The sequence below is a fragment of the uncultured Serinicoccus sp. genome (assembly GCF_947487915.1).
Taxonomy (GTDB): Bacteria; Actinomycetota; Actinomycetes; order Actinomycetales; family Dermatophilaceae; genus Ornithinicoccus.
Genome location: NZ_CANKYH010000007.1, coordinates 192318 through 210529, shown reverse-complemented (window position 1 = coordinate 210529; position 18212 = coordinate 192318). Strand labels below are relative to the sequence as shown.

At 73.8% G+C, this 18212-nt stretch carries 25 protein-coding genes; 22 read left to right on the top strand and 3 right to left on the bottom strand.

The window, feature by feature from the left end; all coding sequences use genetic code 11:
• Window positions 1-6: 6 nt before the first annotated feature.
• Both Q0795_RS11080 and Q0795_RS11075 read left to right on the top strand, forming a co-directional pair.
• Window positions 7-1389: an aminotransferase class V-fold PLP-dependent enzyme gene (locus Q0795_RS11080; RefSeq protein ID WP_298889655.1), complete on the top strand. Its 1383-nt coding sequence runs from the start codon at window positions 7-9 to the stop codon at window positions 1387-1389.
• Window positions 1390-1557: 168 nt separating this feature from the next.
• A complete protein-coding gene (locus Q0795_RS11075; RefSeq protein ID WP_298889653.1) occupies window positions 1558-2064 on the top strand; it encodes a hypothetical protein in 507 nt (168 codons plus the stop codon).
• A 122-nt stretch (window positions 2065-2186) separates the two neighbouring features.
• On the opposite strand, the gene Q0795_RS11070 is transcribed toward Q0795_RS11075, so the two are convergent.
• Complete coding sequence (locus tag Q0795_RS11070; RefSeq protein WP_298889651.1) at window positions 2187-2936, bottom strand: hypothetical protein; 750 nt, start codon at window positions 2934-2936, stop codon at window positions 2187-2189.
• Between the two features lie 298 nt (window positions 2937-3234).
• Here Q0795_RS11070 and Q0795_RS11065 point away from each other — a divergent pair, with 298 nt between their 5' ends.
• A complete protein-coding gene (locus Q0795_RS11065; RefSeq protein ID WP_298889649.1) occupies window positions 3235-4227 on the top strand; it encodes a DUF389 domain-containing protein in 993 nt (330 codons plus the stop codon).
• 49 nt (window positions 4228-4276) lie between these two features.
• On the top strand, window positions 4277-5122 hold the full coding sequence (locus Q0795_RS11060; RefSeq protein WP_298889648.1) for an alpha/beta fold hydrolase: 846 nt from the start codon (window positions 4277-4279) through the stop codon (window positions 5120-5122).
• A gap of 45 nt (window positions 5123-5167) precedes the next feature.
• Here the strand turns inward: Q0795_RS11060 and Q0795_RS11055 are convergent, their stop codons facing one another.
• Window positions 5168-5662, bottom strand: coding sequence for a hypothetical protein (locus tag Q0795_RS11055; RefSeq protein WP_298889646.1), 495 nt, complete (start codon window positions 5660-5662; stop codon window positions 5168-5170).
• Window positions 5653-6240, bottom strand: a complete 588-nt coding sequence (locus Q0795_RS11050) for an RNA polymerase sigma factor (RefSeq protein WP_298889644.1) — start codon at window positions 6238-6240, stop codon at window positions 5653-5655. The genes Q0795_RS11055 and Q0795_RS11050 overlap by 10 nt, the downstream gene beginning before the upstream one ends.
• Window positions 6241-6376: 136 nt before the next feature.
• On the opposite strand from Q0795_RS11050, the gene Q0795_RS11045 reads away from it, so the two are divergent.
• The 18 genes from Q0795_RS11045 (at window position 6377) to Q0795_RS10960 (ending at window position 18193) form a co-directional block, all read left to right on the top strand.
• Window positions 6377-6832, top strand: coding sequence for an Asp23/Gls24 family envelope stress response protein (locus tag Q0795_RS11045; RefSeq protein ID WP_298889642.1), 456 nt, complete (start codon window positions 6377-6379; stop codon window positions 6830-6832).
• Window positions 6822-7109: a hypothetical protein gene (locus tag Q0795_RS11040; RefSeq protein ID WP_298889640.1), complete on the top strand. Its 288-nt coding sequence runs from the start codon at window positions 6822-6824 to the stop codon at window positions 7107-7109. Before Q0795_RS11045 ends, Q0795_RS11040 begins: the two co-directional genes overlap by 11 nt.
• A 112-nt stretch (window positions 7110-7221) precedes the next feature.
• Complete coding sequence (locus Q0795_RS11035; protein WP_298889638.1) at window positions 7222-7398, top strand: DUF2273 domain-containing protein; 177 nt, start codon at window positions 7222-7224, stop codon at window positions 7396-7398.
• The gene (locus Q0795_RS11030; RefSeq protein WP_298889636.1) at window positions 7391-7771 is read left to right on the top strand and encodes an Asp23/Gls24 family envelope stress response protein; all 381 of its coding nucleotides are present in this window, start codon (window positions 7391-7393) and stop codon (window positions 7769-7771) included. Before Q0795_RS11035 ends, Q0795_RS11030 begins: the two co-directional genes overlap by 8 nt.
• Window positions 7768-8292 carry a DUF6286 domain-containing protein gene (locus Q0795_RS11025; RefSeq protein WP_298889634.1) on the top strand — a complete coding sequence of 175 codons (525 nt, stop codon included), beginning with the start codon at window positions 7768-7770 and terminating at the stop codon, window positions 8290-8292. The genes Q0795_RS11030 and Q0795_RS11025 overlap by 4 nt, the downstream gene beginning before the upstream one ends.
• Window positions 8289-8873 (top strand): hypothetical protein, encoded by a 585-nt coding sequence (locus Q0795_RS11020; protein WP_298889632.1) that lies wholly within the window; start codon window positions 8289-8291, stop codon window positions 8871-8873. The genes Q0795_RS11025 and Q0795_RS11020 overlap by 4 nt, the downstream gene beginning before the upstream one ends.
• A gap of 57 nt (window positions 8874-8930) precedes the next feature.
• Window positions 8931-9104 carry a CsbD family protein gene (locus Q0795_RS11015; RefSeq protein WP_298889803.1) on the top strand — a complete coding sequence of 58 codons (174 nt, stop codon included), beginning with the start codon at window positions 8931-8933 and terminating at the stop codon, window positions 9102-9104.
• A gap of 150 nt (window positions 9105-9254) precedes the next feature.
• Window positions 9255-9647 carry a hypothetical protein gene (locus Q0795_RS11010; RefSeq protein ID WP_298889630.1) on the top strand — a complete coding sequence of 131 codons (393 nt, stop codon included), beginning with the start codon at window positions 9255-9257 and terminating at the stop codon, window positions 9645-9647.
• Between the two features lie 89 nt (window positions 9648-9736).
• On the top strand, window positions 9737-9961 hold the full coding sequence (locus Q0795_RS11005; RefSeq protein ID WP_298889629.1) for a hypothetical protein: 225 nt from the start codon (window positions 9737-9739) through the stop codon (window positions 9959-9961).
• A 74-nt stretch (window positions 9962-10035) separates the two neighbouring features.
• Window positions 10036-10248 carry a DUF2945 domain-containing protein gene (locus Q0795_RS11000; RefSeq protein ID WP_298889627.1) on the top strand — a complete coding sequence of 71 codons (213 nt, stop codon included), beginning with the start codon at window positions 10036-10038 and terminating at the stop codon, window positions 10246-10248.
• A gap of 46 nt (window positions 10249-10294) precedes the next feature.
• Window positions 10295-10732 (top strand): hypothetical protein, encoded by a 438-nt coding sequence (locus Q0795_RS10995; protein ID WP_298889624.1) that lies wholly within the window; start codon window positions 10295-10297, stop codon window positions 10730-10732.
• 399 nt (window positions 10733-11131) lie between these two features.
• On the top strand, window positions 11132-12295 hold the full coding sequence (locus Q0795_RS10990; protein ID WP_298889622.1) for a PIG-L family deacetylase: 1164 nt from the start codon (window positions 11132-11134) through the stop codon (window positions 12293-12295).
• Window positions 12292-13305, top strand: coding sequence for an ATP-grasp domain-containing protein (locus Q0795_RS10985; protein ID WP_298889620.1), 1014 nt, complete (start codon window positions 12292-12294; stop codon window positions 13303-13305). The genes Q0795_RS10990 and Q0795_RS10985 overlap by 4 nt, the downstream gene beginning before the upstream one ends.
• Window positions 13302-14006 (top strand): PHP domain-containing protein, encoded by a 705-nt coding sequence (locus Q0795_RS10980; RefSeq protein WP_298889618.1) that lies wholly within the window; start codon window positions 13302-13304, stop codon window positions 14004-14006. The genes Q0795_RS10985 and Q0795_RS10980 overlap by 4 nt, the downstream gene beginning before the upstream one ends.
• On the top strand, window positions 14003-15502 hold the full coding sequence (locus tag Q0795_RS10975; protein WP_298889616.1) for a glycosyltransferase family 2 protein: 1500 nt from the start codon (window positions 14003-14005) through the stop codon (window positions 15500-15502). The genes Q0795_RS10980 and Q0795_RS10975 overlap by 4 nt, the downstream gene beginning before the upstream one ends.
• On the top strand, window positions 15499-15639 hold the full coding sequence (locus Q0795_RS10970) for a hypothetical protein (RefSeq protein ID WP_298889615.1): 141 nt from the start codon (window positions 15499-15501) through the stop codon (window positions 15637-15639). Before Q0795_RS10975 ends, Q0795_RS10970 begins: the two co-directional genes overlap by 4 nt.
• Window positions 15636-17453 (top strand): hypothetical protein, encoded by a 1818-nt coding sequence (locus Q0795_RS10965; RefSeq protein ID WP_298889613.1) that lies wholly within the window; start codon window positions 15636-15638, stop codon window positions 17451-17453. Before Q0795_RS10970 ends, Q0795_RS10965 begins: the two co-directional genes overlap by 4 nt.
• Window positions 17453-18193, top strand: a complete 741-nt coding sequence (locus Q0795_RS10960) for a hypothetical protein (protein ID WP_298889611.1) — start codon at window positions 17453-17455, stop codon at window positions 18191-18193. Before Q0795_RS10965 ends, Q0795_RS10960 begins: the two co-directional genes overlap by 1 nt.
• Window positions 18194-18212: the final 19 nt, after the last annotated feature.

Below are 18212 nucleotides of genomic sequence, written 5' to 3'. Positions count from 1 at the left end.
CGGAAGATGAGCCCCTACTCCCGGCCGCTGGAGGTCGCGCACGAGCACGCCCTCGGCTGGCTGGGCTCGCTGGGGGAGCGACCGGTGCCCGCTCAGGCGTCGATCGAGCAGGTGGTCGCCGCCCTGGGGCCGGACCTCCCGGAGCGCGGCTGCCCACCGGAGGAGGCGGTGGCGCTGCTCGCGGAGGCCAGCGACGCGGGGCTGACCGCCATGGGATCGGGCCGCTTCTTCGGGTTCGTCATCGGGGGCACCCACCCCGCTGCGCTCGCCGCCGACTGGTTGGTGAGCGCCTGGGACCAGAACACCGGGCTGCGCACGGTCACGCCGGCCCACAGCGCGGTCGAGGACATCGCCAGTTCCTGGGTGCTCGACCTGCTGGGCCTGCCGGCGGAGAGTGCCGTCGGGTTCACGACCGGCGCCACGATGGCCAACTTCACCGCGCTAGCCGCCGGGCGTGACGCCGTGCTCCGCCGGGCGGGGTGGGACGTCGCGCGACACGGGCTGAGCGGGGGGCCCGCGGTCCGGGTCCTCGTCGGCGCCGAGCGGCACGACACGGTGGACGTCGCGCTGCGCTACCTCGGCCTCGGTGCCCCCGACGTGGTCGACGTCGACGACCAGGGACGGGTGCGACCCGACGCGCTCGAGCAGTCCCTGACCGAGGGTGCACCGGGACCGGTCGTCGTGGTCCTGCAGGCCGGCAACATCCACTCCGGCGCCAGCGACCCCTTCGTCGAGACCATCGAGACTGCCCACCGGCACGGTGCCTGGGTGCACGTCGACGGCGCGTTCGGACTCTGGGCCGCCGCGTCACCGGCATACCGTCATCTCGTGCGCGGTCACGAGGGCGCCGACTCGTGGGCGACCGACGCCCACAAGACCCTCAACGTGCCCTACGACAGCGGGCTGTGCATCGTGCGGGACGCCGCGGCGCTCCAGGCGGCGATGGGCGTGCAGGGGGCCTATCTGGTGCGCGACGAGGTGTGCCAGCCGCTGGACAAGGTGCCCGAGCTGTCCCGGCGCGGCCGCGCGGTCCCGGTGTGGGCGGTGCTCCGCTCCCTCGGCCGGGACGGCGTCGCCGAGCTGGTCGAACGCCTCTGCGGTCACGCTGACGCCTTCGCCGGGGCCCTGCGCACCGTCCCGGGCGTCACCGTCGTCAACGACGTGGTCTTCACCCAGGTATGCCTGGGCTTCGGGTCCGACGAACGCACCGACGAGGTGGTCCGCCGGCTGCTCGCCGACGGCACCACCTGGATGACCGGCTCCAGCTGGCACGGGCAGCGGGTCCTGCGCATCTCCGTGAGCAACTGGTCGACGACGGAGGACGACGTCGAGCGGTGCGTGGAAGCCGTGCGGCGCGTCGCCGGCGAGGTCGTTGGAGTTCCGGCCTGACCGTGTGCACGCGCACGTGCTCGTGGTCGTCGCGGTGCTGCTGAGCCACGGCCGGTTGACCCGGGCCGCCGGCTTCGCCGGTGAGGCGGTGCATCTCGGAGTGACGGCATACCCCGGACGGTGGCGGCTCGGGTTGCCGTGGGGCGGCGGGTGCCTAAGTCTCGACACGTGGATGTCGACACCCAGCCCTCGGGCCTGCCAGACCGCGCGCTGCTGCAGATCTACCTCAGCGACCACCTCACGGGAGCCACGGGGATGGTGCAGCGGCTGACCATGATGCGCGACTCCTACCAGGACCTGCCGGTGGCGGCGGAGGTCACCCAGCTGCTGCAGGAGGTCACCGAGGACCGCCAGACCCTGGTGGAGGTGATCCGCTCGCTCGGGCTCCGGCCCCACCCGGCCAAGCTGCTCCTGGCCAGGAGCGGCGAGCTGGTCGGCCGGCTCAAGCTCAACGGGCGGGTGCGACGGCGCTCCCCGCTGACCCCGCTCCTCGAGCTGGAGGTGGTGCACGCGGGGATCAGCGGCAAGTCTGGCCTGTGGCGGTCCTTGACCGTGCACGCCGATGCCCTCGGGCTGGACCCCGACGAGTTCCGCGGCCTTGAGGAGCGCGCCCGGCGCCAGCAGGACGACGTCGTCGCCGCGCACCGGCGGCTCACCCGGGGCGCCTTCGGTTGAGCCGCGGGGCGGCTCGGGCACCGGTCCGATCGGGTTGTGTGCCGTCGTGGCCCTCCAGGGGCCACGGCCGCACACGGACGGCAGTCGCCTCGGCAGCCTGCTGGCGCCCGTCGGGTCGGCGCTCAGGCCGGGGTGAAGCCGAAGCCGGTGACGGTGACCTCGAACGGCGCCGCCTGACTCTCGTCGTCCTCGTTGGCGTCGGTCACCCACAGGTTGATGTGCGCGCGCTCGGCGGCCGGGACCGGTAGGGCCGAGCTGTCGACGCGGGAGGAGGCGATGAGCGTGTCCGCGGCGGACACACCGGCATACGTCGCGAACGACACCGTGCCCGGCCCCCACGTCATCGTCGTGCGGAACACCCGCAGACCGCGGGGGAGCGGCTCGTTGTGGCTGAGCACGTTGGTCGGCCCGGGCAGCCAGTACCCAGCGGTCAGCCGCGGCGCGATGCCGGGCACGCCCCAGGCCGAGATCTCGCCCGCGTCGATCTCGTTGTGGCTGGCGTCCCAGGGCTGGCTCGAGTCGTAGGTGAACAGGTTGCCCCAGACCACCGACTGCGAGACCACGTCGAAGTCGGCCCGGAAGTCGAGCGCATAGCTGCCGTAGCCCCAGCCGGTGCGCGTCGAGAGCAGCTCCGCGGCCACCGGTGAGCCGCCCGGGTTCGTCAGGCGCAGCGTCACCGTCCCGTCGGCGTTCTGGACGACGTTGTCCCCGGACCACTGGCCGTTGTGGTGGGGCGCGCCGGGCCAGGTGCGCCGCAGCCAGTGGTAGCCGCCGAAGGAGAGGTCACCTGCCGGGCCGGGGTCGCTCGGGGTGGGTGCGGGGGCGGGTTTGGGGCCACCGTGCCCGTGGCGGTGGTGCGCGGGAAGGATCATCGGGGCGAGGCTGGCAGCCTGCAGCAGCACACGGCGGGAGGGTGGCATCTCATACTCTTCTCTGCCCTGCGGTGGGGTCAGGACGCGGGGTGACGGCACACCGACCCCGGCAGGGACCAGCCGAGGCGACCGCCGGACGACCAGTCGAGTGTTCCGCCCCTCGTCGAGCCGGGCAAGAAGTTGACGGTTAAAAGTTGTGCAAAGAACTCCCGATCCGGCCCTCCGAGATGCCGCCGCCGCGTGGACCGCTCCACCCGAAGGGGTGGACGGGCGCTCCGACCGGGTCCAGACTTCGCCCATGAGACAGGCGCTGGCCGTCACGGCCGAGGACATCGACCGGATCACCGGACGGCTCTTCCTGACCCTGGGGGACCGGTTCCGCAACCTCACGGCCTTCTGGGTCCTGCTCGTGCTCGCCGGGGTCATCGCCTCGGCGGGGGTGGTCGCCGACTCGACCGCCACCGTCATCGGCGCCATGATCGTCGCGCCGCTGATGACCCCCATCCTCGGGACGGCGGTCGCTGTCGTGCTGGCCGACCGCCGGCAGCTGATGGTCAACATCCTCACCGTCCTCGGAGCCTCCCTCGCGGTCATCGTGATCGGGTATGCCGTCGGCCTGGTGGTCCTGACCGACGTCGTGGCCGCGACGAACAGCCAGGTGTCCGGGCGGGTGAGCCCCCGCCTCATCGACCTGCTCGCCGCCATCGCCACGGGGATGGTCGGGGCCTTCGCGCTCGTCCGGTCCGACGTCTCGGACACCCTGCCAGGTGTCGCCATCGCCATCTCCCTGGTCCCGCCGCTGGCCGTCGTCGGGCTGACGCTCGAGTCCGGGGCGCCCGGGCAGGCCGTCGGTGCGCTGCTGCTCTTCGGCACCAACGTCGCGGCGATCATCGCGACGGGCACGCTGGTGATGCTGCTGGCGGGGGTGCGCCAGGCCGCGACGGAGGCGGGGATGGCGGTCGACCGGCTCGGGGGCCGCTCGCTGGCAGCGGTGGCCGTCTCGCTCGTCCTCGTCGCGGTGCCCCTGGGCATCGGCTCCTACACCGTCATCCAGGAGCAGCGCCTCATCAGTGCCGCGCAGCCGGTGGCCGACGCCTGGGCGGAGGAGTCCGGGTGGCGGGTCTCGCAGATCTCCCTGCAGGGGTCCACGCTGCAGGTCGTGGTCATCGGCGACCCGCCGCGCCCGGGCCCGGAGCAGCTGCGGGAGGCGCTGGACCAGGCCCGGCTGGCCGGCGTCGACGTCGAGCTGACCCTGGTGGTGGGAGGCTCGCAGCGCCTCGACGGCGAGTGAGGTCAGGCCCGGGCACCGGCCGGCCCTGCCCGCAGGCGATCATGGGCACATGCCCCAGACGTCGCGCCGCCGGAGGCTGCTGCGCCGGCTTCTGCGCGTGGGGGTCGTGCTCCTCGCCGTCGTGGCGGTGATGCTCGTGGCGGTCTGGGGTCTGCAGCGGTACTTCATCTACTTCCCCGACCGCTCGCCGGTGCCGCCGGCCGCCGAGGTGGTGCCCGGGGCCCGCGACGTCACCGCGGTGACGTCCGACGGGCTGGAGCTCGGGGCCTGGCTGGTGCCGGCCGAGGAGTCGGCCGACCGCGACCTGGCGGTGCTCTTCGCCCACGGCAACGGGGGCAACCGGGAGGACGGTGCCGACCTCGCCCGGCGGCTCAGCGAGCGCGGCTTCACCGTGCTGCTCATGGACTACCGCGGCTATGGGGGCAACCCCGGGACCCCCTCTGAGGACGGTCTGGCACGGGACGCGCTCGCCATGTCCGACCTGCTGGAGAGCGAGGGCTTCCCGCCGGACCGGGTGGTCTACGTCGGCGAGTCACTCGGCACCGGGGTGGTGGTCCGGTTGGCGGAGGAGCGACCACCGCGCGCCATGCTGCTGCGCTCCCCCTTCACCGACCTGGTCGACGTCGGCCGCGCGCAGTACCCGGTCCTGCCGGTCGGGGCGCTGCTCCGGGACCGCTTCGACGTGCTCGCGCGGGTCTCGGAGACGACGGTCCCCGTCACCGTCGTCCGCGCCGAGGAGGACTTCATCGTGCCCAGCGAGCTGAGCGCCCGCGTGGCCGCGGCCGCCCCCAGCCTGGTCGAGGAGGTCGTCCTCCCCGGTGTGGGTCACAACGATCCGGCGATGACGGGCCCACCGCTGGTCGACGCCGTCGTCCGGCTCGTGGAGGCGGCCTGATGCCCAGCGCCTGCCGGCGTCATCCGGTGCCGCCCAGCACCGGGATCAGTCGGTGTCGCCCAGCCGGGCGTCGTCGTCGTGCAGGTCGGTGATGGTGATGCTGACGTCGGTGTCCGGGTCCAGGTCGGGCAGCGGTCCGAGCTGCTCGTCGAGCACACGCAGGGTCTCGCCCCTGGCCCAGGAGCCGACCTCCTGCAGGTCCTGGGCGTAGGTCGCGACCAGCTGCAGGTCGAGACGTTGCAGGTGGTCGTCCACGACGCGCAGGTCGATGTCCTTCGGCTCCACCTGGCTGGTGGTGAGGGCCCGACGGAGCGCGTCGCGCACGACCCGGCTCGAGACGTAGGTCCGCGACCCGAGGACGTCGCGGTCCGTCCGGCCCTCCGGGTCCGTCGCCAGCACGCGCGCCGCCGGCCAGGAGATACCGCGCACGCGCGTCATGATCGACTCCGAGAGCTCCAGCCACCGGGGCTCCTGCGCCCGTTCCTCATCGCGCAGCGCTCTCGCGGCCCGCTCCAGCGGGTCCGAGGGTTCTAGCGCCATCGCGACATCCTCTCCGCAAGTGTGGTCCGGGCTCGGTGCAGCTGACCCCTCACGCTACCCACAGGCAGGCCGAGCGTGTCCCCGATGTCCTGGTACGACATACCCTCCACCTCGCGCAGCAGCCAGCAGGCCCGCTGCGTCTCCGGCAGCTCGCCGAGGCAGCGGCGCAGGTCCGCGAGCAGCTCGCGGCTCTCCGCCTGGCGCACCGGGTCGCCCGAGACGTCCGCGACCACGTCCGCGAAGACCTCCTCGGTGACGGGCACCGGCCGCCTGGTGCGGTGGTGGTCCATGGCCCGGCGGTGCACCAGCCGGAACAGCCACGTCTTGAGCGAGGACTCGCCGCGGAAGGTCGGCAGGTTCTTCCACGCCGACACGAACGCCTCCTGGAGCACGTCGCCGGCGTCCTGCTCGTGCCCGACGAGGGTGCGGGCGTACCGGTACATGCCGGGCCCGTGGCGATCCACGATCTGCCGGAACGCCCCCTGGTCACCCAGTCGCGCGGCGCGCAGCAGCGTGCCATCGGTCACGGGTCCGTCCGGTGCCGACGCGTCCTCCAGGAGGTCCGCGGAGCTGCTCACGCGCTCATCATGCGCTGCGCCCGCTGCCGGATGCGCCACGAGAGGGCGTGATGCACGTCACAGACATCCGGGCGTGACATCTCGGGGGGTCGACCCGACTACAGAGTGTCAGTCCCCGAGACGAAAGGGTCACCCGATGACCGAGCAGAAGCAGTCCACCGGCACCGAGCACACCGCCACCCCGTCCGACGGCGTGCTGGTCACCGACCACGGCCGCACGTCCATCGCGGACACGGTGGTCGCCAAGATCGCCGGCATCGCCACCCGTGAGGTGAGCGGGGTGCACGACCTCGGCGGCGGAGCCGCTCGCGTCGTCGGCGCCGTCCGCGACCGCATCCCCGGCTCCAGCAGCAACATGAGCCAGGGCGTCGCGGTCGAGGTGGGCGAGCGCCAGACGGCCATCGACATCGACCTGGTGACCGAGTACGGCGTGTCCATCGCCGACCTGGCGGCCGGCGTCCGCAGCAACGTGACGTCCTCCGTCGAGCGGATGACCGGTCTGGAGGTTACCGAGGTCAACATCAGCGTGCACGACGTCTACCTGCCGGGCCAGGACGACGACGCCGAGCCGCGGGAGAGCCGTGTCGAGTGAGACGCCCGACCCGGCCCTGGCCGAGCTGGTGGGCGAGCGCGTCCTGACCGTGCCCGGGGTCCACGACCTGCACCCCGGGGTCATGGGCGAGGTCGCCACCTACCTGCCCGGCCGCCGGGTGGCCGGGGTCCGGCTCACCCAGGACACCTGCGAGGTGCACGTGGTCCTGGACTGGGCAGCCCCGGTCGCCGGAACCACGGACGCCGTGCGCGCCGCGGTGCGCCCCTTGGTCGAGGGTCCCGTGGATGTCGTCGTCGAGGACGTCGCCACCCCGTGAGACCCGGTCGGCAGCGGAGGTATGGCCCGTGTCGCCGCACCTCCGCGCAGCACCTACCCACCCACCTGTCCGGCTCCCGACGACCGGGAACCGGTGACGAAGGAGATGTGCCATGAACGCTTCCACCATCGGCCTGATGGCCGGCCTGCTGCTCGCCCTGACCGGCATCCTGGGCGGCCTCGGCGGGTTCCTGCTGGCGCTCGTCCTGGGCGGGGCCGGGCTCGCCGTCGCCGGCCAGGCGTCCGGAGAGATCGACCTGACCGCCCTGGTGCGCGGTCGCCGTGGTTGACCGGACGGCGGCGACCCGCACCGAGCAGGACCGGGTCGCCGGCACCCTGACGGTCGCCCACCGGGTGGTCCGCACGGTGGTCGAGGAGACCGCCCGTCGGGTCACCGGGGTCGCGGAGCGCTCCGGCACGCTGGACTCCCTGCGCGGCCTCGGCAGCCCGCACGCCGAGGTGCGGATGACCGGCCTGAGCGCCCATGTCCGCCTCACGGTTGACGTGACCTGGCCGTGCGCCCTCGCCGAGGTCGCCGCCGAGGTCAGGGACGTCGTGCGCTCCGAGACCACCCGGCTCACCGGCATCGACGTGCACACCGTCGACGTCGAGGTCCGCGCCGTCCCACCCACCGCAGAGGCACGAGAGAGGAGAGTGTCGTGAGGACACCACGTCGCCGCCCCGTCGCGATCTGGCCCGCCCTGCTGCTGGCTGCGGGCCTCGTCACCCTCGGAGTGCTGTCCGTCCGCGAGCTGCTGGTCATGCAGGGATGGCTGGAGGGGTCCCCGTGGCTGACCCCGGTGCTCACCGGGTCGCTCACCCTGGCCCCGGACACGCGCACGCTCGCCCTGGGCGTCGCCGCTGTCCTGCTCGGCCTGGTGCTGCTGGTCATCGGCCTGCGCCCGGGCGCCAGGACGCACCGGCGGGCGCCGGGCGAGGTCGACGTGTGGGCCTCGCAGGACGCGCTCACCCACCTGGCCCGCGAGGCTGCCGAGCGCACCCACGGGGTGTCCGCGGTGGAGCGCGCCGCCTCCTCCCGGTCCGGCGTGCGACTGACCGTGCGGACGCCGATGGAGGATGCCCGCGACCACCTCACCACCGAGGTGACCCGCTCGGTGGAGCAGCGCCTCGAGGGCGTCGCCGCACCCCGGGTCGCCGTCACTGTGAAGGAGCCTGCCCGATGAGCCGTCGACTCGCCGCCCTGGACCGCGTCCTGGTGCTCCTGCTGGCGGTGCTGCTGCTGGCCGCGGGGCTGCTCGCCCTGGAGTGGCGCCTCAGGGTGGTCTCGGACGACTACCCCGACCAGATCGATGTGCCCGGGCTCGGTGCCCTGGCCGAGGCGGCCTGGTGGCCCTGGGCGCTCGCCGGTGCGGGTGTGCTGCTGGGCCTGCTCGGGCTGGTGTGGCTGTTCAGCCACCTCGGCCGGCGTTCGGTCCCCGACGTGGGGCTGCCGCAGAGCCGCGCCGACGGTCGCCTGCGGGTCGACCTCTCGACCCTGGGCGAGGCCGTCGCCGGGCAGCTCGCCGCGGCTGCGCCCCTCGACCACGTCCGGGCCCGCCCGGTCGGCACCGAGGACCACCCCGTCCTGCAGGTGCGCGCGGATTTGGCACCGGGAGCCCGCGGCACCGACATCCGGGACGCGGCCGAGCAGAGTGCGGCAGACCTGCGCCGGGCCCTGCCGGACACCGACGTGCGCCTGCAGCTGCTGCTGGACGCACCACGGCGCCGCCCACTGCGGCGCAGCACGGCGACGCGGGTGCAGTAACCGCCCCCGGGTCGTGAAGGACCCATCGTGAAGAAACCCATCGAGAAGGAGATGCACATGTCACTCGCCGACAAGGCCAAGAACACCGCGCAGGACCTGGCCGGCAAGGCCAAGGAGGCCGCCGGCAAGGCCACCGACAACGAGCGGCCGGAGGCCGAGGGTCGTCAGGACCAGACCGCCGCCGACGCCAAGCAGGCGGTCGAGAAGGCCAAGGACACCTTCCGCAGCTGACGCCGCCGCCGCACCACGACACCCCCGGCCCCGGCCGGGGGTGTCGCTGCGTCCGCCACCGCCACCGTTCTCGCCCCACCGGCCGGCCCGCGTCCGGTCCCGCGCCCGCGGTGCACCTAGCACCTAGGGTGAGCCCATGGGACGTGCCGCATGACCTGGACCCGCCACCGGCCGAAGGCCCTGTCCTGGGCGCTGCTGCTCGCCTTCGTCCTGGTCGTCGGCTTCACCATCGGCCGCTACACCGGGGGAGAGGTGGCCCTGGGTGAGGACCTGCTGGGGCTCGTGGTGCGGCTGGCGGTGCTCGTGCTCATCGTGCTGGCCTACCTGCGCACCGGCGGCAGCACGCAGGTCTCGCGGGAGGGGTTGGTCGTGCACAACGGGCTGCGCGCCACCCAGGTGCCGGCGCAGGCGGTCCGGACCATCCAGGAGGACCCCCGCCGGGGCGGGGTCGTCGCGCTGCTGACGAGCGGCCAGGGCGTGGAGCTCCCGGGGGTGCCGATCACCGACGTGCGGCAGGTGCGGCGCGCGCTCAAGGGGCGCTGAGGCATACCCGGGGCCGTTCACCCTGCGCGCCCCGCCAGGGTGACCCACGATGGAAGACCCAGCCCCTGACCCCTGACCCAAGGAGACACATGATCACCACCCTCTCGTCCTACGGGCTGCGGTCCGACCACCTCTATGCGGCCGGGTTCGCCTCGATCGGGCTGTCCTTCGTGAGCCACTTCGCCTCCCGGGGCAAGAAGGACGACAGCAAGGCCCAGGCCGACCGGTGGGGGCTGTTCGTCGGCGAGTGGGCGCCCACGTTCTTCGCCCTCGGCGTCGCGCTCAAGCTGGAGGAGTCCACGACCGTCCTCTGAGGACACCCACCTCGCCGGCCGCTGCCCCGCCCGGGGTGGTGGCCGGCGTCATCGACACACGACAAGGAGCAGGTATGGCGATCCGCACCGGCACGACGGTCCGCTGGAAGTGGGGCGACGACTACGCCGAGGGCAAGGTCAGCGAGGTCCACCACGACACGGTCGAGCGCCAGAGCAAGGGCAGCACGATCAAGCGCAAGGGCAGCGACGACGACCCCGCCTACGTCATCGAGCAGGAGGACGGCACCACCGTGCTCAAGCTGAAGAGCGAGGTGGAGCGCGCCTGAGCGCGGTCGGGGCGACGGGGCGGGCGCAGGTTCCTACCCTGGGGACGTGAGCGCACCGGACCCACCCAGCGAGTGGCTGATGCAGCCCCGCTGGTTGCCGACGCTGCGCGCGGCGATCGGCGGCGCGGTCATCGTCAGCGCCGTGACCGCGCTGGCGCTGGCCTACCCCTGGCGGGGGCTGGAGGTCGCCCTCGTCGCCCTGTGGGGAGGGTATGGCGCGTTCCTGGTCTGGGCCAGCCGCCGGGAGCGCAGCGGCACCCGGCTCGAGGACGACGCCGTCGTCGTCGTCACCTCCGGCGGGCGGACGACCCGCCTCACCCGTGCCGACATCCTCGACCTGCGCACGGACCAGCCGGGGAGGAGGGCCTGGCGGGTGCAGGCGGTGCGCCGCGACGGCCGGCTCATCACCCTGCTCGCGGTCCCGCCCGCCGAGCTCGAGCGGCTGCGGGCCTGGCACGTCGGGGGGCCGGCGGGGGGCCGCTGACGGGCGTGTGAGCGTCGACGCGGTGACGGGCGGCGCCTGTCTACCCCGTCTTCTGCTCGTGGCGAGGCAGCTCACAGCCGGTATGTCATCTGGCAGCCGGCTCGTCATCTGACGGCCTCCTCCTCGAGGCTGATGGTTGACCTGCCGGCTGGCAGTTGACCCGTCGACGCTGAAGCTCGTCTCCTGGCCGTCCCGCCCGCCGAGCTCGGGCGGCTGCGGGCCTGACACGTCGGGGGGCCGGCGCGGGGCCGAGAGGCGGTCTGCTCCCCGCGTCCGAGCCTGCTCGGCACCGTCGCCGGTCCGCGGAGGGTAAAGACTTCGCAAAAGTCGACGGTAGGGCCGTTCCTCGACCCTACGCTGTGACCAGCACCGAGGAGACCGCTCAGAGGAGACAGCCACGTGGGGGATTCGACGGAGGACCAGTCCCTCCTGCTGTCCGTCGGTCACCCCACCTGGCACCCTGGCGGAGCGGGGCTGCCGGGCGTCGTGCACTCCACCCCGGCACCACCCTTCACCGTGCTCCTGGTCGGGGAGGCGCCCGGCGAGCAGGTCCTCGCGTGCCTGCGCCGTGCCGGATGCACCGTCGAGCCGGTGGAGCCCTGGGCGGCGGTCGAGCGGGCAGCCGACGCCGGGTCGGTGCGGCTCGCGGTCGTGACCTCCTCCGTGATGGCCCACGGGCAGGGCGAGGGCCTGGTGGGCGACCTCCGTGGCGTCGTGCCCGGCCTCGAGGTCCTCCTGCTGGCACCGACCGACCAGCTCGACCCGGCCCTGCTGGTCCGGGCGCTGCGCGCCGGGGTCGCCGACGTGGTGGATCCCGAGGACGTCATCACCCTCTCCGCCTGCGTCGACCGGGTCCTGGCGCGCGCCCAGGAGTCCGCGCAGCGGGTGCTGGCCGTCGGCGCGCACCCGGACGACGTCGAGATCGGGTGCGCGGGCACGCTGCTGGACCACCGCCGCCGCGGTGACGACATCGTCATCCTCACCCTCAGCCGTGGTGCCGTCGGCGGCGACCAGGAGGACCGGCTGGGCGAGGCCGAGGCCGCAGCCGCCCGCGTCGGGGCACGGCTGCTCATCGCCGACCTGCCGGACACCCGCATCGACGCGGGCGTGGACACCATCCGGCTGATCGAGGCGGTCGTGCGCAGCGTCGACCCCACCGTGGTCTACGTGCACACCAAGCACGACAACCACCAGGACCACCGGGCGGTCAACACCGCGGTCCTCAGTGCGGTGCGACAGGTGCCCCGGGTCTACGCCTACCAGTCGCCGTCCTCCTCCAACGACTTCTCACCCACCCGCTACGTCCCCGTCGACGCCGTCATCGCCCAGAAGGTCGAGGTCCTCTCGTTGTTCGAGTCCCAGCGTGAGCGCCCCTACCTGGAGCCGGAGTCCGTGGTCGCCTCGGCCCGCTACTGGGCCCGCAGCCTGGCGCCGCGAGCGAGGTATGCCGAGCCGTTCGAGGTGATCCGTACCTTCACGCCCGACCGGTCCGACCTGCCGGGGCGGGGCGGGAAGGACGCGACCGCCTCGCTCTTCCACCTCCCCACCGGGGCCCGCGGGTGACGGCGCAGGCAGCGGCCCAGCGACCGGTCGTCCTGGTCACCGGTGCGGGCGGAGCGGCTGCCGTGACCCTCATCGAGGCGCTCGCCCAGGACTGGACCGTGGCGGCGGCCGACCTCGACCCGCTGGCCGTGGGTCTCTACCTCGTGCAGGAGCAGCGGCGGGGGCTCCTTCCGAGAGGGGCCGACCCCGAGTTCGTCGACGCGCTCCTCGACCTCGCCCGCCGGGTGGGCGCCCGGCTCGTCATCCCCACGGTGGACGTGGAGCTCGCGGGCGTCGCCGCGGCCCGCGAGCGCTTCGCCGAGCACGGGATCACCGTCCTCGTCGAGCAGCCCGAGACGCTGCGCCTGTGCCTCGACAAGCACCTGCTCATGCAGCACTGCGCCGAGGTCGTCCGGGTGCCGCGCACCCTGCTGTGGGACGACCAGATCAGCGCCGCGCAGATCGAGGAGGAGCTCGGGCTGCCGTTCATCGTCAAGCCCCGCCAGGGCGCCGGTGGACGGGGGTTCGCGGTGCTGCACAGCGCGCAGGAGCTCGAGCGCGTGCCCCGGGACGGGACCGTCATCGCCCAGGAGCACCTCCCGGGCGAGGAGTTCTCCGTCGACGTGCTCGGTCGGCCCGGGGGTGGGCCCCCGGTCGCGGCGGTGCCACGACGCCGGGACAAGGTCGACTCCGGCATCGCCGTCGCCGGTCGCACGGTCGCCGACCCGGAGCTGGTCGCGGCCGGGCGTGCGGTGGCGGAACGGATCGGCGTCGTGGGCGTGGTCAACGTCCAGGTGCGCCGCGCGGCCGACGGCACCCCGGCCCTGCTGGAGGTGAACCCGCGCTTCCCCGGCACCATGTCCCTCACCCGCGCGGCCGGCATCGACATGCCGCGTCTGGCGGCGCAGGCAGCGCTGGGCGCCGGCCTGCCGGAGCACCTCGACTTCGGCGAGGTCGCCGTGGTGCGTCACTGGGCCGACGTCGTGGTCCCGGTCGACGACTACCCCTATCACCCGGACCCCCGGTCGTGATCGACACCGGGGCCGACTGGCACACCCACTCCACCACCACCGACGGTCAGGACCCCCTGGCCGACATGGTCGCGGCGGGCGCCGCCGCAGGGCTGCACACCCTCGGCCTGTCGGACCACGTGCGCGCCAGCACCAGCTGGCTGCCGGACTACGTGCGCGAGGTCCGCGACCTGGCGGCCTCGGCCGCCCTGGCGGTGCGTTGCGGGGTCGAGGTGAAGATCCTCGACGAGGCCGGGCACCTGGATCTGCCCTCCGAGCTGCCCGCCCTGGACTACCTGCTGGTCGCGGACCACCAGTTCCCGGGGCCGGACGGCCCGATCCACCCCGACCGGGTGCGGACCCTGCTGGAGGAGGGCACCTGGGACGTCGCCTCCGCCCTCGACATGCTCGTGACGGCGACCGCGCGGGCCCTCGCTGCCAGCCCGGTGCCACCGGTGCTGGCCCACCTCTTCAGCCTGCTGCCCAAGTGCGGGCTCGACGAGCGGCAGGTGCACGAGGAGCACCTGGACGCGCTCGCCGACGCCTGCCTGGCGACCGGCGGATGGGTCGAGGTCAACGAGAAGTGGCGCTGCCCCGGCATACCCGCCCTCACCCACCTGGCCGGGCGGGGAGTCGTGGTGAGCGCCGGCAGCGACGCGCACCGGGCCGCGGACGTCGGGCGCTGGGACTACGTGCCGGCGGTCCTGCGGGAGCTCACGTGAGCGGCGGGCCGACGGAGGTGCTGGTCCTCGTGCTGACCGGCCTGGTGCTGCTCGGGGCGCTGCCCATGGTGGTCTCCTCCGTCGGTTTCCTCCTGGTCTCCGGCCACCGCTGGCGGACCCACTACGACGCCGTCGACCCCGGTGAGCAGCCCCGGGTCGCGGTGCTGGTGCCGGCGTGGAACGAGGCCCCGGTGCTCGAGCACTCGGTAGACCGGATGATGGAGCTGGACTACCCGACCGACCGGCTGCGGCTGGTGGTCGTGGACGACGCGAGCACCGACCACACCCCCGAGCTGCTGGCTGACGCCGCGCGGCGCCACCCCGGCCGGGTGCTGGGGCTGCGTCGGGAGCAGGGTGGTCAGGGCAAGGCGCACACCCTCAACCACGGCCTCGACATCCTCCTCGACGACGACTGGGCGCAGGCGGTGCTCATCACCGACGCGGACGTCATCTTCCGGCCGGACGCGATCTCCCGGATGACCCGGCACCTCGCCGACCCGCAGGTCGGGGCGGTCACCGCGTTCATCCGGGAGGCCAGCCAGCCACCGACCTGGCTGAACCGCTACATCGGCTACGAGTACGCCGGCGCCCAGCTCGCGGCGCGCCGGGCCCAGAACGTCGTCGGGGCCCAGGCCTGCCTGGCGGGCGGGGCGCAGCTGCTGAGCCGAGAGAACCTCGTGGACCTCGGGGGCCGGATCGACGTCGGCACCCTGGCCGAGGACACCGTGACCACCCTGAAGACCCAGGTCGCCGGCCGGACGGTCATCTTCGACCCGCACGCGGAGTGCCTGGCCGAGGAACCGGCCTCGGTGACCGGGCTGTGGAAGCAGCGGCTGCGCTGGTCACGGGGCAACCTGCAGGTCACCCGGCGCTTCCACGACGTGTTCTTCCGCCCCCACCGCGAGCACCACCTGGGCAACCTGTGGTTCGGCCTGCAGTGGTACTGCACCATGCTCCTGCCCGCCTTCATGGTCCTCGCCTCGGCGGCCCTCGTCACGATGTGGCTGCTCGACTCGGCGAGCGCCTGGCTGGCCTTCCAGGCCTACTGGGGGATCAGCGCCCTGGCTTTCGTCTACAGCACCACCTTCACGCTCCTGCTGGACGGTCGCATCGCCCGGCGCAGCTGGTTCCAGGCCCTCACGTTCCCAGGTCTGGTCAACCTCGCCATCCTGTGCTGGGTCCTGGCTCCGGCCCCCGTCGAGCTCGCGGTCGGGCAGCTGGCCCAGGGGGTGGGGATGGACCCCGGTCCCGGCGCCCGGCGCTGGTTCGAGCTCGCGGTCTACCTGTGGACGTCCTGCTGCATGCTCGCCGCCTGGCTCGTGAAGCGGCTGGACCAGGCGCGACCCGGCAGCCGTCTGGTCGTCCCGCTGCTCGTGCTCGTCGGGTACGGGCCGCTGCTGTGCGCCATCACCGTCGCCGCCTACGTCGCGCAGGCGCGCGGTGCCGCCACCACGTGGGACAAGACCGAGAAGACAGGCAAGGTGGCACTCTCATGACCACACCGGCACGCCGGACCCCCGAGGAGATCCTGCGCGCGGACGCCCGCGGCGAGAGAGGGGTGCTGTGGAAGGGGCTGCTCGCCCTGGTCCTGGTCCTCGTCCTTGCCTACCTGCGTCAGCGGTGGTGGGTATGACGCGCCGCCGCCCCGCCCTCCTCCTGGTCTGGACCCGCGTCGCCCTGGTCGCGGGCCTGAGCCTGCTGATGACGGTGCCGCCGGGCGCCGGTCCGGCCCGGGCGCAGGAGACGCCGGGCGTCGAGACACCGGGTGCGGACCCGACCGGCTGGCCGTGGGTCCGTGGACAGCTCGGCAGCGGGACCCCGGTCACGACGCCGTCCGTGATCGCGACCGACGAGGCCTACCCGGACGCCTGGACCGGGCCGGTCACCGGGTCGTTCGAGCTGGTGGGGCTCGACCCGCCGCAGCACCTGCCGCAGACGCCCGTCGAGGTGGACGAGGTGCCCGACCCCGACGTCCCCGGGGTGGTCCACGGGCGGGTCGACGTGCCGCCCTCGCCGGGGCGGTGGATCATCGACGTGGTCCGCCGGACACCGGGCGGCGAGGTCTCGGCGCAGCTGCAGACCCTGGTCGACGCCTCAGGACGCTTCAGCCTCGACCTGGCTGCGGCGGCGGACGGGACCGGCGAGTGGGGGCTGCGCCTGCTGGACGCCCAGGCCGGGTATGCCCAGCACGGCGCGACCTGGCCCAGCCCCGCCGTCTTCGAGCATCTCGAGGTCCAGCTGTGGGTGGTCACCGACGCCGCGTACCACGTGGGGTCCACCACGGCGCGGGTCGACGGGACGTTCCTGCTGTCCGACAGCCGTCCGGGGGCCAAGGTCCTGCGGCTCGTCGACACGCGCACCGCGCAGGTGCTCGCGGAGGCCGCGCCGGACACCGGGCTGGTGCGCTCCTTCGGCGTGCCGCAGGGACACCCGCTGCACGGACGCACCTACGCCTACGACCAGGCCCTGACGCTCCTCACAGCGCTCTCGCTCGGTGATGAGCAGACCGCCCGTCGGACGGGCAGGGGACTCCTCGCCCTGCAGGTCGACGAGGGCGCGCAGCAGGGGGCCATCGTCGCCTCCTCGGCCGCGCTGGCCCCGGGCTACGCCCGTCCCGAGCTGCGCACCGGCATCCACGGCGTCGGCACCTATGCCCTCCTGCGCTGGCTGAGGGAGCTGGATCCGCAGGACCCCCTGCGTCCCGAGGTCGAGGCCGCTGCCACCTGGGCCGTGGCCTGGCTCATGCACCAGCAGGCCGCCGAGGGTCCCCTGGCGGGTCTGGTCACCGCGGGCTACGGCCAGGACGGGCCGGGCGGGTTCGACCCGGCGGCCGCGCTGGGCTGGGCGTCCACCGAGCACAACCTCGACGCGTGGCACGCCCTCGACCTGGCCGCGGAGACCCTTGCAGGGGAGTCGGGCGTGGCGGCCGGGGACGCGGCGGACCGGCTGGACGCGGCCCTCATGACCCGGCTCTGGGACGCCCAGGTGGGGGGCTTCCTGCAGGGCCGGAGCCCGGCCGGGCCCGACCCCACCCGCGCGCTGGACGTCGACTCCTGGGGAGCGATCTGGCTGCGGGCCACCGGACGCCCGGAGCTGGCCGTCGGTGCGTTGGGGCGTGCCGCGGACCTCGCCTGGACCCACGACGGGCTCAGCGGCTACGCGCCGCACCTGGTGAGCCAGCCGCTGGTCTGGACCGAGGGGACGGCGGGTGTCGCCCTGGCGCAGCAGCGGGCGGGGGACGCCACCGGCGCCCGCGCCACCCTGACCGGGCTCGGGCCGGCCGGCCCCGACGGCTCGCGCCCCGGGGCCTCCCGTGACGACGCGGCCTTCTCCATGACGACCGCCCCGGCCGTGGCGGGCGTCACCTGGGTGCTCCTCACCGAGCAGGCGCTCGCCGGCGAGCGCAGCATCTGGGACACCTCCTCGACGACAGGAACGAGCGACTGATGCCCTACAGCCAACCGCGCGGCTATCGGCTCTCGAGCAGCATCTCCCTCCCGCACGTGACGCGACGGCTGGAGCTCCTGGGGTGGCCGCTCTGGCGGGCCGAGGTGGTCTCCACGCTGGCGACCGTCTGTCACGAGGTGGTCGCCACCGGTGACCCGGACGGCGTCTACGGGCGGCTCTCGCACGACCAGGTCTCCCGGGCGGACCTGCCGCTGAGCTCGATGCACCGCAACAGCGTCATCGCCCAGGCGGCCGAGTTCATCGACGTGGCCCACGGCGTCCTGGCCCTCCCGGCGGCGCGCCCGCTCTCCCCGGCGCTGGACCTGAGGTGCCGCGCGCAGTTCATGGACGACCCGGAGGACCCGACCGGCCCCTGGACCTACGTGCTCTTCGGCACCCAGCGGGAGGTCCTGCAGGCCGCCTTCGCCGACATGGACGGCGTCGAGGCATACCCGGTGGACACGGCCCCGGACCCGGACGCGGACGCGCTCGCGCGGGCCGCGGTGTGGGAGCGGGTGCTCGCGCCCTACGCGAGGTTCACCCCGCTCTCGGTGTCCGCGCCCGAGCCGCAGGTGCTCTTCGACGTGATCGAGTCGCAGGACAGCGGACCGGAGGCGGACGGGAGGTTGGTCGCGCAGGGCAAGGTCACCATCAGCGCCGTCGTCGACGCCTGCCGCAGGCTCGGGAGCGACGGGGCGGACGACCTGCACGACATGCTCCTGGCCCCGCCCCCGGCCTAGGGCATCTCGCCGGGCCCGC